Genomic DNA, 15,910 nt, shown 5'->3' with positions numbered 1-15,910 from the left:
ACAAAGAACACCATCAGATGTCGTATTGAAATGAACCTCTACGAACTTGGAACAGCGCCAATTTGTTGAAGTAATCCAAGCATATCGGGTTGACCATATTCTTCTACAATTTGTCCACCAGAGAATCGATAAAAATTCATCGCTTGAACCTCGATGGTTTTCCCTGTTGGAGGAAAACCGAAGAAACTGCCTTGGTGCGTACCTCGCATAATGAATCGCGCAGCCACCTTATCGCCTTCAGCAACCATCTCCTTCAGTGTCCATTGGATATCAGGGAAACCAGTTCGCATCATTTGGATAATTGCAAGATATCCATCCGGTCCCTTCATCGCATCTTCCCGTGCTGGGACATAGAAAATCGCATCTGGGGGCAATAAGTTCTTCTGCTAGCTTTACGCTAGCCGTATTTATGAACTCTGTAAACCGGTGCATCTGTTGTTTATTAGTTTCAATTGTCATTCTCAAATCCCTTTCAAAATTTTTTATCCTTTTCGTTTCGAGCCCATCAGCATTGAAGTAAAAGGTTCCTGCTTGATCAGTAAATCTCCCTCACACATCAATATCATAATTGATAACTAAAGACTTCAAAGTTACGATATTAATTTAACTTAGGTTTTCAAATTCATAATAAGTTCGCTCGTGTTTTTTGTGAAGTAGGCACCTTAATGTTCTATAGTAACCATTTGGTAACTAATAATGCTTATTCATTCATTTCATCAACAATATATTCGAAAAAATCAAAATCAGCATATTGTTGATGGTTTAACACGATCGGCACAGGTCAAGCCAACAAAACTACCTGTAAACTCACCATACTTGCTATATTCATCAGGGAATATCGTGGTATCGAAGCCATTTCCAATAGCTTCATATTCTTTACCATCATAACTCCATTCGAACCAAATTTTGCTTCCAAAGTCACTTTGGTAAAAATTTTAAATATAACCCAGTTCACACCCCGACAGCCGTAATGAGAAACAACGAAATATCTCTAACATAGCATACGTTTCCCCTTTCGTTGATCCAGCTGTTAAGTCTCTTAGCATCGAGCCAATGATTATGTATTTTGTGGTAATGGATTGTTCTTCCATCAGGTCCACCGTTTTCTTCATATCTGCCAATAAGAGGCGATCAGCGGGTGAAGTCTATCATTTTGTAGCTTTACTATGTCCACTGCAGTTGGTGGTTAACAAAAATGCTGACATCTATGTAACTCGATGTCAGCATTCAGAAATCAGCACTGTCCATTGCTGTAAAGATACACTACGAAGTCAATACCTTCAGCAGAATAAAAATAGTGACTAGTTCTTCACCCATCCACCACATCTGCTTGCAAATCCGTTGCAATTTCAATCATCTTAGGCACGACAGCCTCATCGGAAATAGCCACATACACATCCCCCATGTAATGGCGAAAAGGTATTTCTACGTCAGCATACTTCCACATGAAAAAATCTCCCTCGATCGACATGGTGCTCTCAGCACCTTGTATGATAAGCACTCGTGAATACGAAAAGTCTGGCTGGGATGCAAAGTAATCTTTGCACTCCTCCAGGGAAATAGATTGCTCCACAGGACTTTCCTGCATGGAACGGGTGATTCGAAAACGCTGGTTCATTGATCTGCCTCCACAATTATGATTAAGAAATTCTGGCTTTCATAACTTATAATGTCCACATGCTGATGTCAATGCTTATGGAACTATATGGATATTTATTATGCTTTCAAGCAGTTACTTTTAGGATGCATGTTCAAACTGACTGTTGTATAGATCGGCATAGAAGCCGCCTTTAGCCAGCAATTCCTCATGGTTACCCATTTCGATAATGTCACCATCCTTCATGACCAGAATCAGATCCGCATTCTTGATCGTCGAAAGTCGGTGAGCAATCACAAAGGAGGTTTTCCCCACAGTCAGCTGGTCCATCGCTTGTTGAATCAGCAATTCCGTACGCGTATCAACCGAGCTTGTGGCCTCATCCAGAATGAGCATGGGTGAATCTTCAATCATCGCTCTTGCAATGGTAATCAATTGCTTTTGACCGGCAGAGAGATTGGCTTTGTCGTCCAGCACTGTATCATAGCCCTGCGGCAGTGTTTTAATGAAGCTGTGCAGCCCCACCGCTTTACATGCAGTTTCCACCTGCTCATCGGTAACATGATCTTTGGAAAAGACGATATTGTCACGAATCGTTCCTTCGAACAGCCACGTATCCTGAAGCACCATACAGAATAATTCATGAATATTCTCACGCGTCAATTGGCTAATCGGGGTTCCGTCAATGTAGATTTCTCCATCGTTCAGCTCATAAAACCTCATGAGCAAATTCACGAGCGTGGTCTTACCGGCGCCTGTCGGACCGACAATGGCAATTTTCTGACCAGCTTCAGCTTTCATGGAGAAGTCCTTGATAATCATACGGTCTGTATTATAGCCAAAACGGACATGTTTGAATTCGACTTCCCCTTTGGCGGTGTCCAGCTTTGTGGTCTTGTGACGCTCATCTGCCAATTCTTCTTCACCCAGAAATTCAAATACACGTTCACTGGCGGCGGCGGCGGATTGCAGATTGGTTGCGGCCTGTGCCAGCTGCGACAAGGGCTGTGTAAACAGTCGAATATACACCATGAAGGCGACAATAGTTCCAATGCTTATAGTCTGTTGGTTGACCAGCAAAGCTCCCACAACACAGACCGCGACATAACCAAAATTCCCAATGAACATCATGACTGGCATCATCAGACCAGACATGAACTGGGACTTCCATGCATTTGTATATAGGCGGCTGTTAATGCCATGAAACACTTCCTTGGCTGCTTGTTCCCCGTTATATACCTTGACTACGTTATGACCAGCATAGGTTTCTTCAATATGACCGTTGATCTGGCCAAGCTCCGCTTGCTGTGCTACAAAGTATTTCTGTGAATGCTTCATAATCACGCTCATCAGACAAAAGCCGATCAGCGTAGCTACAATTCCGGTAACGGTCATGATCCAGTTCGTATAAAGCATCATAATCAAGGCGCCCACGAAGGTAGCCAGCGCACTGACAAGCGTGCCGAGACTGTTGTTTAACGTTTGTCCGATGGTATCGACATCGTTGCTTACGCGGCTAAGCACATTACCGTAACTCGTAGAGTCAAAATACTTCAAAGGCATATGATCGATTTTTCGAGACAGCTCTGTCCGCATCTTCTTTGTAAGACGCTGTGAGACGGTTGCTGTAATGAAGCCCTGGAAATAGTTGAAGATAAGACCAAATCCATATAAAAGCGCCAATACAAGAACAATCTTCTGAACAGCACTTACATCAATCCCGGTTACGATTCCTTCCTGAATCAGGTTGGCAATATCACTGAGCTTATCCGGGCCAATCACGTTGAGGGTGGAGCCGACCAGGGCCAGTACCATAGCTAGTACAATCATAGGCACATAGGCCTTGCTGTAGGATACAAGCTGTCTGATGGTCTTTTTAAAATTATTTGCTTTTTCACCAGCACCCTTGCCCCCCGCAGTGCCTTTACCCATGGGACCTCCCTGATTCATTTTCATTTGCTGGCTATCGACGGTGTGTTCATTCTTATCCATGTATGAGTTCCTCCTTCGAAAGCTGCGAATATGCGATCTCCTGATAGGTGCTGCAGTTCGTCATCAGCTCTTCATGCGTGCCGCTCCCTACAATCTCTCCCTGGTCCAGCACGATAATCCGATCAGCGTCTTTGATCGTACCTATGCGCTGACCAACGATAAGTGTCGTAGCGTGGCCGGTTTCTTTTTTGAGAGCGGAGCGCAGAATCCGGTCTGTTCTGTAGTCTAGTGCCGAGAAGGAATCATCGAAAATATAAATTTCCGGCTGACGGTAGATGGCACGCGCAATGGACAGCCGCTGCTTTTGACCACCGGATACGTTCGCTCCACCTTGCGAAATTCTACCCTGATATTGACCATCCATTTTTTCGACAAACTCCGTTCCTTGAGCAATACCAACGGCTTCTTTGACAAGTTTCTCCGAAGCTCCTGCCCTTCCGTTATCACCGTACGAAACGTTGGATACCACCGTACCGTTGAACAGTACAGCTCTCTGAGGAACATACCCGATTTTGTTATGGAGTGCCTGCTGATTATAGTTCCTGACATTCACACCGTCCACGAGTACCTCTCCCTCGGTCACATCGTAGAAACGGGGAATCAGATTGATCACGCTGGTTTTGCCGCTGCCTGTAGCGCCAATAAAGGCAACCGTCTCGCCTCGTTTCGCCGTGAAGCTGATGTTGCGAAGCACGGCCTCCTCCGCGTCCGGATATTTGAAGCTGACATTACGGAATTCCACTTGCCCCATAACGCTCTCTTCTCCAGTCGTCTCATGCCCGTTAACGATGCTGGATTCGGTATTCAAAACCTCCATGATCCGTTTGGCAGAGATCGAGGCACGAGGCATCAGGATGAATATCATACTTACCATCATAAAAGCCATAACCACCTGCATTGCATAAGAGGAGAATACGACCATATTGGAGAACAGCGTGATGCGGTCTGGTAGGGCCGCCCCGTTAATCAGGTAAGCGCCGATCCAATAGATAGAGACACTCAGACCTGACATAATAAAGGTCATACCTGGGCCAATCATCGTCATTAAACGGTTCGCAAACAGGTTTGTATTCGTCAACTCGACGTTAGCCTGCTCGAACTTCTCCTGCTGATACTGATCTGCATTATAAGCGCGTACTACCCGAAGTCCGATCAGATGCTCACGTGTTACCCTGTTCAGATTATCGGTGAGACGCTGGATTCTCTGGAAACTTGGAAGAGCGAAAACAACAATGACACTTAGCATCAGGATCAGAGCAGCCACGGCCGCTCCTGTGGAGGCGGTCCACTGCCAGTTTTTATCCGCAATCTTCACAATGGCCCACACGGCCAGAATCGGTGCCTTGATGATCACCTGAAGCCCCAGCGCAACCACTGTTTGAATCTGCGTAACATCGTTCGTGGAGCGGGTAATGAGGCTTGCCGTCGAAAAGTTGTTCATCTCTTCCATCGAAAAGGATAAGGTCTTGTCAAAGACCATCGCACGCAGACGCATAGCCAGCCCTGCAGCCACCTTTGCCGCGAAATAGCCCACAATAATAGATGCAATCATACTGCCGACGGCACAAAACAACATGTAACTGCCGGGAATCAGCAGTTCGGACACAGGCGTTCCTTCCGTTTGCAACTTGGTCGTAATTTCCGCCATATAATCAGGTAGCTTCAGATCAAGCCATACCTGCACAACGATGAAGGCTAGGCTGCAAAGCACAAGCATCCATTCATTTTTCTTGAGATATTTGAATATCTTTAGCATTCTGTTGCTCTCCTTTTATCTGATAGTCTTTGATGTTTGGTGAAGTATGGTGCATCCTGCATCTGCATAGAAATTCAGCTTCTAGAGACAATAAGCTTAATGAGTCGGATCAGTTCTTTGGCATCTTCTTCGTCTAACTTTCGAAGAACATTCTCGGTCCATGCGATTCCTTCATTATGCCTATCAATCATAAATTGCTTACCTGAATCCGTAATGAATACAATTACCTTACGTTTGTCGTTGACATCAGTACGCCGCACAACTAGTCCTTTCTTCTCCAGGTTCTTCAGTGCCGTTGCTACCCGTCCCGTACTGACGGACAAGTATTCGCTCAAGTGGCCAGAGGTAACCCCGTCCTTATTGAAATTCAGACAAATGAGAATCCCCATTTCGCCACGTGAAAAGTGCCCTCGTTCCTCTAATGCCGGTTTCCGCGATTTGACGATATACTCGAATAGTTCTGTCGCTAATGCTTTATAATCCAATGGTCACAACACCTTCTCGATAATACCTTATAGTATGAGATAATTAATCTTATAGTATAAGATAATAATAATGTCGGGTTACAAAGTCAATTAGAGAAAATATGGAATACAAACAATCCTCCCTAACCAGCTTGTATTTTTACCAATTTATCTACACAAAAGTCCAATGTAAATGACAAAAGAAAACTTGAGGAGCAGTTTTCAGCAGATATGGAGAAATTTCATGAATCTTGAAAAAGACCGCATCAGTACGGCTCAAATAATATTACTTGGGCTTTTCTCGCTTATCGGGGATATGTAAGAAACTGCTTCTAAAAGTAAAGCAGCAGCTCACTAGGACTTGAAAAATAAAGTCTTAGACTGCTGCTGCTATTACCAACATTTACTTCTACCATTAAAATCAAAGATACTACTACTATTTTTAAAAGCATTTCTGATAGCAGCATTTCGCTGTTCAAGCAACCATCTCCCGCCACTCAACTGTGACCCATGATATCAACAAGATCAAACTATTAGGAACGGAGCGCTTTCCGAGGTACAAAAGGTGAATTTCCTTACAACTAATAAAACCAGGATGTAAACAGATTGTTAACCGGTTTATAGATCATCATGATCAGAAGCAATGGGCTCGGCACATTGATTTTGTACAAGGAGCAGACCACTACACCAATGCCAGTGATCCAAAACAAGCCCCAGACCAGAAGGTCACGGCGCCTGCTTCCTCGTGTCAGCAAAGGCACATCGATGACCGCACAAACCGCTGCTGTTGCCAGAAAAAGCAGTAACACCATTGCGCTCACTCCTTGATATCTTCAATAAAAGATTTGTCTGTAATGCCAATTCGGTTAATCGACACGCTGGCTTTGTAATGGATAGGTAGCGATTTCAGGTAATTGTCCCCTTTTTTCTGTTTTAGCCTAGCCCAAGCTTGGGGGTTGGCACGGTAGATCAACTGTCCAAAGCCCATAATATCCACATTATAGCGCTCATTAATTTGCTTAACTGCAGTTTTCATCCGCAAGATAATTCGTTCTTCCGATTTCCTTTCCAGCCCTGTAATCACGCGCTCTGCTTCCAGATTATCTTTGCTCATTACCTCTTCAACATTACACAAGGCCTTTACATGGATGTAAATATGTGGTTCACCGTCAATAATCTTGACTTTACGTTTGGTGTCTGTATGAAGTGCTTCAATGACGATGGGCCGTCCATCGTCTCCTTTTACAGGACCCGAGGTTTTGACAACGTTATTGGTGATATAATTGTAGCCAATCGTCTCGTTATCGTTTAACCACCCGATCATCTTATCCTTTCGAAATACGGCTACATTACTGTAGCGTAATCTGGCTGTGGGCGAGGTATCTTCCACATTGCTCTTCTTAGAGCCCTCGCTGACACTGCCAGACATTTTTACTCCGGTCAACACCGGATTCTTCCCTTCGTACAGTAAATCTTCAATGAATTGGTTCAAAGGAACAGCGACTGTTTTGGCCGACGCCTTATAGGATTTGTCCAGGGAATTAAATAATTTACTTGCTGGCAATTTCTCTAGCGGGGTAAGGACCTTCAAGACATCTTCGGCCGTAGTGTCTTTGGCAACCATGGCGTAGAAATCATTACGTGGCTCGCGGCTCCGCTTTAGCATATCAAGTGTCTCGCGAATTCCGGCCCGAGCAAGCTCCTCTCCGATCACCAGTATACGGATATGCCCGTAATAGCTGGCTCTTGCACTCACGAGATTGTACTTGCGCTGAGCTTCATAAATCGTGGGTACCGTGAAGCTAGATACAATCACCGGCACCCCTGCTCCTCCCGTCCCTCCTGCCGCCTGCGAGGCAATTGCTGAAGGAATAACTACCTGCAGTGTAACCTTATAGCCAGATTCAGCCTTGTCTAGCCCCATTCCCAGCACAAAGGCCATTTCATTTAACTCCTGTCTTTCCCAGCACCCGCTGAGCAGCATGGGAACCAAAAGGACAAGCAGCAGTCGGAAAACAGTTTTACGGTTTTTTGGGCTCATCTGCCGACTCCTTTCGCTTGTCTGTGCTTTGGCGATCAAGGTTTTGAATCATACTATCTGCTGGCCTTGTCTTTAAAAGCGACCAGGGAAAGCGGAAGATGGAATCCTTCAGATCATTTGAACGGTATGGTCCGATCGGACTCATATAAGGCATACCGAAAGAACGCAGACTCGCCAAATGCAGCACGATCAAAAAGACGCCGAATAGTATTCCGTATAGTCCAATAAAGCCAGCAAGTCCGATAAGAACAAAGCGAATGATTCTTGCAGCGATCGACATGCCCGTCTCTGGTATGACAAAACTGGCTATAGCCGTAATGGACACAATGATAACCATCGCTGAAGAGATAAAACCCGCTGCAACCGCCGCCTGACCTATGACAAGTGTTCCAACAATGGATATCGCCTGCCCTATATTTTTCGGAATCCTCACTCCCGCTTCCCGCAGAATCTCATACGTTAATTCCATGAGTATCGCCTCCACAAATGCGGGAAAAGGAACGTTTTCCCTCTGTGCGGCAAGGCTGATAACCAGATTGGTAGGGATCATCTCCTGATGATAAGTTGTAACTGCCACATAAAAAGAAGGGGCAAGCAATGTAATGAAAAAGGAAAGAAAACGGATAAACCGCAGCAAGGTGCCAATATCGGCCCGCTGATAATAATCTTCGGCGGATTGAAAAAAGGCGACAAAAAAGGTAGGCACCAGCAGCACAAATGGTGTTCCATCCACAAGAATGGCCACTTTGCCCTCCAAGATTCCCGCTGCGATCGTATCCGGCCGGTCGCTGTTATAAATCGTGGGGAACGGCGTAGCAGTCGTATCTTGAATAAACTCCTCGATATATCCGCTCTCCAGGATACTGTCCGTATCTATTTTGGCCAATCTGCGCTTCACCTCCTGCACCAGGTCAGGGTTTGCGATATTGGTGAGATACATAATGGATACGCTAGTTTGAGTCACCTTACCGATCTGGAAAGTTTCCAGCCACAATTGACTGTCTTTAATCTTCCTTCGAAGCAATGCCGTATTCGTCCGCAAATTTTCCGTGAACCCTTCCATCGGCCCACGTACAACGGATTGTGAGCTGGGTTCGCCTACATTGCGATCCTCCCATCCAGGCAGTCCGATCCGCAGGGCGCTGGATGTTCCGTCAACCAGCACCATGATATTACCGGATAGCAGCTCATGAACAAATTGCTCAAGGTCATGCGTGACAGATAGATCCCCCGCAATCAGCATACGTTTTCGCAAAAGCTCAATCTTCTGATTAGCATTAAGATCTCTCATCTGCTCAGGAGTACAACGTTCCTGAAGCGAAAATAATATGGAGTTATGCAGAACCTGTGTATCCACAAGACCGTCAATATAAAGCAAAGCGATATGCGTAGACTCATCCAATTCCAGCTTTTTAGTGATCAAATCGGTGCTTGTCCCGAGCAGTTGAACCAACTGCACCAAATTGTCCTCCAAGCGGTGTGATAATGTGCCAGTAATGGTATCCTTCATGTCACAACCTCCGCATTCCGTGAGCAAACTACAAATAGTATGACAGAAGAACTTGATAATTATCCCCTTAACATTCCTTTTCTACTATCAATTAATAATTATGTTATAAAATCACATACTAAAGGGAATGACAAAAGAAAACTTGAGGGGCAGTTTGCAGCAGATTTGGAGGAATCTCATGAATCTTGAAAAAGACCGGATCAGTACGGCTCAAATGATGTTACTTGGACTTTTCTCGCTAATCGGTGAAATGGCACTTGTGTATCCTGCAGCAATGGCAACCGGAGCCCACGAGGATGCGTGGATTGCCGCCTTGATTAGTATTCCGCTAGGACTTGCATGCGTAAAGCTGATGATATCTACATCAAATATTGATCCAACTAAAACGATTATTGAGCTTTCATTACAAGTATTAGGAAAATGGGTGGGTGGAGCTGTAGCGTTGAGTTATTTATTCTTTTTCCTGATTGCAGCCTCCACCTATATCAGAGAAATCGAAGATTTCATGTGCACACAGATTTACGAAGGGACACCCGGCGGGGTCATTCGCTTCATGGCGATTTTTCTGTTGGTGTATGGCTTGCGGCTGGGTCTTGAAACGCTGGGCAGAGCAGCCCAGATTTTTTTTCCTTTTTTTGCGTTTTTTCTGATCTGCCTAATCGTTCTCCTGTTCCCCGATGTCCAGATAGAGCGTATCCATCCTATTTTGAATACATCATTTCCTGACATGCTGCACACCATTATGTTCGGTGTATTTTATCCCTTTGGAGAAATGTGCGTGTTCTTCATGGTGTATCCCTATGTCCAAAAACAAAGCAATACGAGCCGCAATATATTCATTTCTTTGTTGATCGGGGCTGTTGGACTCAATCTCATTTTGTTTCTCTCCCTAACAGTACTCGGGGTATATTTCTCAGAACACGAATTTTACGCTGCCTATATTCTTGCCCAGAGAATCAACATTGCTAATTTTTTGCAGCGGATTGAGGCTTTAATGGCCACCACGTGGATCATTAGCACCTATTTCAAAACAGCGCTTTTCTTTTACGCATTTGTTTTGGGGACAGCTCAGCTACTAAAGCTAAAATCCTATCGGCCATTGATCTTTCCAGTTGCATTTCTGATTTACGGACTGTCGCATCTGATTGCAAAAAATATTATTTTCTACGTCAAGGAGATCCCAGCCTACTGGGTAGATTGGGATCTCACCCATGCCATCGCTTTCCCGTTAATCCTGCTCGTTGTTTATCATATCAGGAAACGTATCAGTCACAACAACCAGCTAACGTAACTTTCGGGGCAAAGATGGAATTTCATAGGGATATGGCTAATTTAGTAAGATCTTAAATTGAATCTCTACTTATGTATCTTCCTCTGAACATGTTTATTATTACTTGCCAGGTCAGGCTCTACATGCCGTACTTTGATGAACCGTCTGGTCATGGATTTCGCCCACAGATTCAAAGCATATTCGGCAATCTTACACACTTCTCCCTCCACAATTGCAGACCTTCTTCCATGCTCTCCGTGATCGCAGAGTTCATTCAATTAGACCTTTTGTAGAGTACCTTGATAGAGTACTTTACAGAAGGTCTAAAGAACGTCTTTTTTTCTTAATCGACCAATTCAAAGTCCTTTATCGTTGCATTCGGTCTTAAAATCTTTTCCTGGTCAAATATAGCTAGCGGTTCATCATTTTTAACTTTGACAGGCCAATTATGATTAGCAAGAGCTCCTTTGCCCAAAGTAATAATATCGGCTGTACAATTTTCGACCATCTGACTTGCTTTAGATGGGTCTTCCAGGTGTCCATTAGCCATCACTGTAATGTTTCCATACTTCTTGGCAAGTTCAGCAAGAGATTGTCTACTACTGTCTGGAAAGGCTGGTTGCCAAGCCTCATATTCCGTGACATGGATATAATCAAGCCCCGACTGTCCTAACTGTTGGAAAATCACTTTTGCCTCTTCTTCTTTACCAGCCCACTTATGCTCATAATCATTTACTTTCCCTTGGGAGATTCGAATCCCAACTATAAAGTTTTCTCCTAAGGTTTGCCGAACTGCACTTGATACCTCAACCAACAAACGAACACGATTGCTGAGCGAACCTCCGTATTCATCTGTTCGCTGGTTTGTATAGTCCGTAAGAAACTCATCCAGTAAATAACCATTTGCACCGTGAATTTCTACGCCGTCAAATCCAGCTGATTTGGCACGAACAGCAGCATTCACAAATCCCTGAATTACGTTTTCAATATCTTTCTTCGTTGCTTCCACAGGCATCGGAAAAGCTCCTTCACCGCCATAAAACGCAAGTTGCTCTCCTTGTGGTTGCACTGCTGATGGAGCCAATTTATTTGATTCGAATCGGTTACCTTGAGATAAAGCACCCGCGTGTTCTAACTGAACAATAATTGCTCCGCCAGCCCTATGAACAGCTTCCACCACCTTTTCCCACGATTTAGCCTGTTCGTCAGTGGCCATCCCGGGCTGGTTGAAATAACACTGACTAAACAGTTCATCTGTATAGGTTCCCTCAACAATAATCAAACCAAACCCGCCATGTGCAAATGAAGCATAGTATTGTGCCATTTGATCCGTTGCAAAGCCTTCTGGAGAAGCACTCGTGCGTGTCATAGGTGCAACACCTAATCGATTTTTCAGCACTAAATTTCCTATTTTTGTAGTTTCGAACAATACGCTTGTGTTAGGCACTATCCAAGAACCTCCTGATGTTTTTAGTTCTACAAAATTAAATCGTCCAATCTTCCGTCCCGAATTTGCTGACTCAAGCAGGATCAACCCGTAATGCATACAGTCGGTCTTAGAACCCTGTAGTATACTGTGTAGGGATTGCAGTTTCTTTTTTCAATTTTGAAGCGGCTTCCAGTGACCAATAAGGATTTCTCAACATCCCTCTACCCACAGCAACCAGATCAGCCTCTTCATTTCCGATAACTGCATTCGCCAAAATTGGATCTTCTAGTCTTCCAACGGCCATCACCGGAATATCCAGAGCTTCTTTGATTTCTTTTGCCAAGGGGACTTGATACGCTGCGTGAGTTCCTGGTCTACCCCATGCAGCTATAGGTCCCTCACCGCCAGATGAAATATCAAACATATCTACTCCTGCCTTTTGATATTCCTTGGCAAAAGCAATGCTTTCCTTAATACCATATCCACCTTCTACGTATTCTTTGGCAGAAATACGCATCAAGAGCGGCATATCTTCCAGCATTTCACCCTTCGCTGCCTGAATGATCTCCCGACCAAAAAGGGTAAGGTCTTTACCGTATCTATCTTCCCGTTTGTTCGTAAGCGGCGAATGAAATTGATGAATCAAATAGCCATGTGCACCATGAATTTCAATGGTGTCGAATCCAGCCTTGACAGCGCGAACTACAGCAGCACGAAATTTCTCAACTAGTCCTTTAACCTCTTCTGTTGTAAGCGCGCGAGGTTGTTTTGAATTTTCATCAAATGCAATGGCAGATGGCGCTACAGGAACTTCAGCGTCTTCCGCCTTGCGTCCGGCATGCGCGATCTGGATTCCCACTTTGGCACCGTAGCTGTGACAAGCATCTACAATCCGTTTGAGAGCAGGAATCTGCTCATCTGACCATAAACCAAGATCAAAATCGGAGATACGACCATCCGGCTCTACATCTGTCATTTCAATCATGATAAAACCAGCTCCGCCTACCGCTCGGCTAACGTAGTGTATATAATGCCAATCTGTGGCGACCCCATCCTTTTTGTCAACCGAATATTGGCACATTGGAGGCATAACTACGCGATTTTTCAATTCCAAACCTTTAATTGTATAGGGACTAAATAAATCTTTCATGTGAGAAAGACTCCTCTCTGAGGTATATTATGAAATACATCAATCAAATGCATGCACACGCATATATACTAACATGTTTGTTTCATTTGTCAACTTTGGGCATGATTTCAAAACTTCAAAGTAAGTTACGCCATTTACTCGTTGGTCCTCATCTTCAGATTTTTTGCAATGCATCGACAACTGAATCGTCACCAGTAATCAGATCAAAAGCTCGCTTGTATGGGTTCTTCTCATCTAAAGTTGCCACAATGGCACGGGCTACATCCTCACGAGGGATGCTGCCATAGTTGATATTCTCCGCAGCAGCCTGCACAATTAATTAATGTATCTGCACGGCCCAAATGGTCTATGGTGAAATTCACCAATGACTGAACTTCTGCATTGACATCTTGTTCAATTAAACATTAAGTAACCGAATGGTTTAGCACATTACCAAATCAAAAAAACATGCGCATGCATTTAATTTAGTGAAAAAATTACTTGCTGTCAAGTTTTGAATGCAAATATGAATTGCTTATTTTTCAAAAAAATACGTGGATGATTTGAATAAACTTTGCTTTCTCTTTTCATTCTAAGTTCTCATCCTCTTCGGCACGTTAAACTGTGAGCGCTTCTGGTATCCACTTGGAAGCGCTTGTACTGTATATTAATTTTGATGTGGAGGAAAATCTACATTCTCATGCTCTCCATAAAAAAGCTTAATGCATTGGACACCCACTTCTTGGGATGAAGAACAAGCTGAATTTCCAGCTTGAGCTCAGCATGCTCAAAGGGCAACACCTTCAGCTCTTCCCGTTCAATCTCCTCCAGCGCAGCCATTAGAGGTAGAATGGATATACCCTCTCCAGTTTTGATGCTCCGTTTGATCGCTTCCGGATTACCCAGCTCCAGACTCACGCGATAGGTGATTCCATTTGCTCGAAGCACTCTCTCCAGCAGTTGTCTATAGTTGCACGTATGCTCGGGCATAATCCACTCCGCATCTACCAGATCATCCAGGCCGATTCTCTCTTTAGCGATAAGCGGATGGTTCGGATGGACAATCAGTACAAGCGGTTCTTCTCGAATCGTAATCCACTGCAAGGCCGGATTGCTTGAATCGTCCGCGAGGATCAGCCCGACATCGGCCTCCCCTTCCCTGACCTGGTGCAAAATCATCTCTTCGCGATCCGTATGCAATCGTATGTTCAGATCGGGGTATTCTTTGCGAGTCGCCTGCATATACGGCGGTAGAAAATACGAAGCGATGGAATCCATAGTACCGATCGTCATGGAGCCCCCACCCTGCTTTGCCAATTTTTCTTTCGATTGCTCAAAAAGCTCCAGCATTTGTCCGGCAAGCTTGAATAGCTCTTCCCCGGCGGAGGTAAGACGAATCTTGTTGTTGCTGTAGCGCTCGAACAATTTGACTTGATACGTTTTCTCCAGCTTTTGTATCTGGGTCGTGACGCTGGATTGTGCGTAACCGAGCACTTCAGCTGCTCTTGTAAAGCTTTCACGAATGGCAACTTCCCGAAATGTCTGAAGATAAATGAAATCCAATCTGGCCACCCCATCGAAAATTTTGATTAGAATCATCGTTTATTATAGATAACTCTGATGCTGTCTCCTATGTTACATTAGATTTAATTCAACGGGAAGGGATAACTGATGATGATGAACGAACAACATATTCATGGGATTTTCATACCGCTGATTACACCTTTTACGCGTGACTATAAGTTGGACATCGATTCGTACCGGAAGTATGTTACCTATCTTGCAGGCCATGACATCCAGGGTCTGGTCGTTAACGGTACGACAGGAGAGTCGCCAACCGTATCCTGGGATGAAGTAAAGCAAATGGTACAGGTAACGCAGGATGTTCTGAAGAGCATGAACAAAACCGTTCCGATCGTCATTGGCACGGGAACGAACGATACTTATTCAACGGTGCATCGGACGGAAATGGCGGCTGAATTAGGAGCGGATGCAGCCATGGTGGTCACTCCGTATTACAACCGGCCGACGCAGGAAGGAATCTTGGAGCATTTCCGTGTTGTATCTCGTGTAGGCCTGCCTGTGCTTGTATATGAGATTCCTGTTCGCACGGGCAGTCGCATGACAATAGATACAATACGTAAAGTGCTGGACCTGGATGGCGTAATTGGGCTCAAGGACAGCACGGGCGGTCTTGATCTGCTTTTAAAATTGACCCAGTACGAGACTAAGCCTGTCCTCTGCGGAGAGGATGCCTATTTCCATGCCATGCTATGCCAGGGAGCTGCCGGCGGTATGCTTGCATCCGCTCATCTCAATATCCAGAAGTATGTGGATATATACCAACGTTTTGTGGCTGGCGACATGAACGGGTCGCGAGACAGTTTCATGCTACTGGAACCGGTGATCCAGCATGTATTTGCAGAGCCAGCCCCGGCCGCGATCAAGTGGTGGCTTACCCAGCAAGAAATTATTGCCACCGAGCAATTGCGTCTGCCACTTATGCCACTGTCGGGTCAGGTGAAGCAGGGTCTCCTGAATTCAATCATATCCTGATAAATCAGCTTATCTCAGACTACCCAATCATAACGTAGAAGAAGCATCTCCTGGACAGGAGATGCTTCAATTCTTATCCGGAACAGTCAACCTTCAGAAAAACGAATTTAAGATAGAACGCTGTATCGGTGTTTTCATCCTAATGAGGTCGCAATCTGAAAAGCTT

Annotated in this window: 15 protein-coding genes; 2 read left to right on the top strand and 13 right to left on the bottom strand. The window is 44.6% G+C overall.

Features of this window, described 5'->3' with window-relative positions; translation table 11 throughout:
• Positions 1-38: 38 nt before the first annotated feature.
• The 10 genes from KAI37_RS12395 to KAI37_RS12350 all read right to left on the bottom strand — a co-directional run bounded on the left by KAI37_RS12395 (position 39) and on the right by KAI37_RS12350 (position 9,360).
• Positions 39-374 (bottom strand): ester cyclase, encoded by a 336-nt coding sequence (locus KAI37_RS12395; protein ID WP_220031381.1) that lies wholly within the window; start codon positions 372-374, stop codon positions 39-41.
• Positions 375-743: 369 nt separating this feature from the next.
• Entirely contained in the window at positions 744-839 is a 96-nt protein-coding gene (locus KAI37_RS12390) for a hypothetical protein (RefSeq protein WP_481856618.1), read from the bottom strand.
• 470 nt (positions 840-1,309) lie between these two features.
• Positions 1,310-1,618, bottom strand: a complete 309-nt coding sequence (locus KAI37_RS12385; protein WP_025723019.1) for a hypothetical protein — start codon at positions 1,616-1,618, stop codon at positions 1,310-1,312.
• A 120-nt stretch (positions 1,619-1,738) separates the two neighbouring features.
• Positions 1,739-3,589: an ABC transporter ATP-binding protein gene (locus KAI37_RS12380; RefSeq protein ID WP_076294743.1), complete on the bottom strand. Its 1,851-nt coding sequence runs from the start codon at positions 3,587-3,589 to the stop codon at positions 1,739-1,741.
• On the bottom strand, positions 3,582-5,345 hold the full coding sequence (locus KAI37_RS12375) for an ABC transporter ATP-binding protein (RefSeq protein ID WP_076294742.1): 1,764 nt from the start codon (positions 5,343-5,345) through the stop codon (positions 3,582-3,584). The genes KAI37_RS12380 and KAI37_RS12375 overlap by 8 nt, the downstream gene beginning before the upstream one ends.
• A gap of 74 nt (positions 5,346-5,419) precedes the next feature.
• The gene (locus tag KAI37_RS12370; protein ID WP_076294741.1) at positions 5,420-5,830 is read right to left on the bottom strand and encodes a MarR family winged helix-turn-helix transcriptional regulator; all 411 of its coding nucleotides are present in this window, start codon (positions 5,828-5,830) and stop codon (positions 5,420-5,422) included.
• 311 nt (positions 5,831-6,141) lie between these two features.
• Positions 6,142-6,288, bottom strand: coding sequence for a hypothetical protein (locus KAI37_RS12365; RefSeq protein WP_179085971.1), 147 nt, complete (start codon positions 6,286-6,288; stop codon positions 6,142-6,144).
• A 102-nt stretch (positions 6,289-6,390) separates the two neighbouring features.
• Positions 6,391-6,621, bottom strand: coding sequence for a hypothetical protein (locus tag KAI37_RS12360; protein ID WP_076294740.1), 231 nt, complete (start codon positions 6,619-6,621; stop codon positions 6,391-6,393).
• 5 nt (positions 6,622-6,626) lie between these two features.
• Complete coding sequence (locus KAI37_RS12355) at positions 6,627-7,850, bottom strand: Ger(x)C family spore germination protein (RefSeq protein ID WP_220031380.1); 1,224 nt, start codon at positions 7,848-7,850, stop codon at positions 6,627-6,629.
• A complete protein-coding gene (locus KAI37_RS12350) occupies positions 7,831-9,360 on the bottom strand; it encodes a spore germination protein (RefSeq protein ID WP_220031379.1) in 1,530 nt (509 codons plus the stop codon). The genes KAI37_RS12355 and KAI37_RS12350 overlap by 20 nt, the downstream gene beginning before the upstream one ends.
• Positions 9,361-9,538: 178 nt before the next feature.
• Between KAI37_RS12350 and KAI37_RS12345 the strand changes: the two genes are divergently transcribed.
• Complete coding sequence (locus KAI37_RS12345; protein ID WP_220031378.1) at positions 9,539-10,651, top strand: GerAB/ArcD/ProY family transporter; 1,113 nt, start codon at positions 9,539-9,541, stop codon at positions 10,649-10,651.
• A gap of 322 nt (positions 10,652-10,973) precedes the next feature.
• Here the strand turns inward: KAI37_RS12345 and KAI37_RS12340 are convergent, their stop codons facing one another.
• From KAI37_RS12340 to KAI37_RS12330, 3 genes are all read right to left on the bottom strand, one after another.
• A complete protein-coding gene (locus tag KAI37_RS12340; protein WP_258383072.1) occupies positions 10,974-12,077 on the bottom strand; it encodes an NADH:flavin oxidoreductase in 1,104 nt (367 codons plus the stop codon).
• 109 nt (positions 12,078-12,186) lie between these two features.
• Complete coding sequence (locus tag KAI37_RS12335; RefSeq protein WP_220031376.1) at positions 12,187-13,209, bottom strand: NADH:flavin oxidoreductase/NADH oxidase; 1,023 nt, start codon at positions 13,207-13,209, stop codon at positions 12,187-12,189.
• A 669-nt stretch (positions 13,210-13,878) separates the two neighbouring features.
• Complete coding sequence (locus KAI37_RS12330) at positions 13,879-14,760, bottom strand: LysR family transcriptional regulator (RefSeq protein WP_372238721.1); 882 nt, start codon at positions 14,758-14,760, stop codon at positions 13,879-13,881.
• A gap of 102 nt (positions 14,761-14,862) precedes the next feature.
• On the opposite strand from KAI37_RS12330, the gene dapA reads away from it, so the two are divergent.
• Positions 14,863-15,744, top strand: coding sequence for a 4-hydroxy-tetrahydrodipicolinate synthase (gene dapA, locus KAI37_RS12325; protein WP_220031471.1), 882 nt, complete (start codon positions 14,863-14,865; stop codon positions 15,742-15,744).
• Positions 15,745-15,910 lie beyond the last annotated feature (166 nt).

Source organism: Paenibacillus sp. S25 (assembly GCF_019454085.1).
Lineage (GTDB): Bacteria > Bacillota > Bacilli > Paenibacillales > Paenibacillaceae > Paenibacillus > Paenibacillus polymyxa_B.
This window is presented reverse-complemented; position numbering and strand designations above follow the sequence as displayed.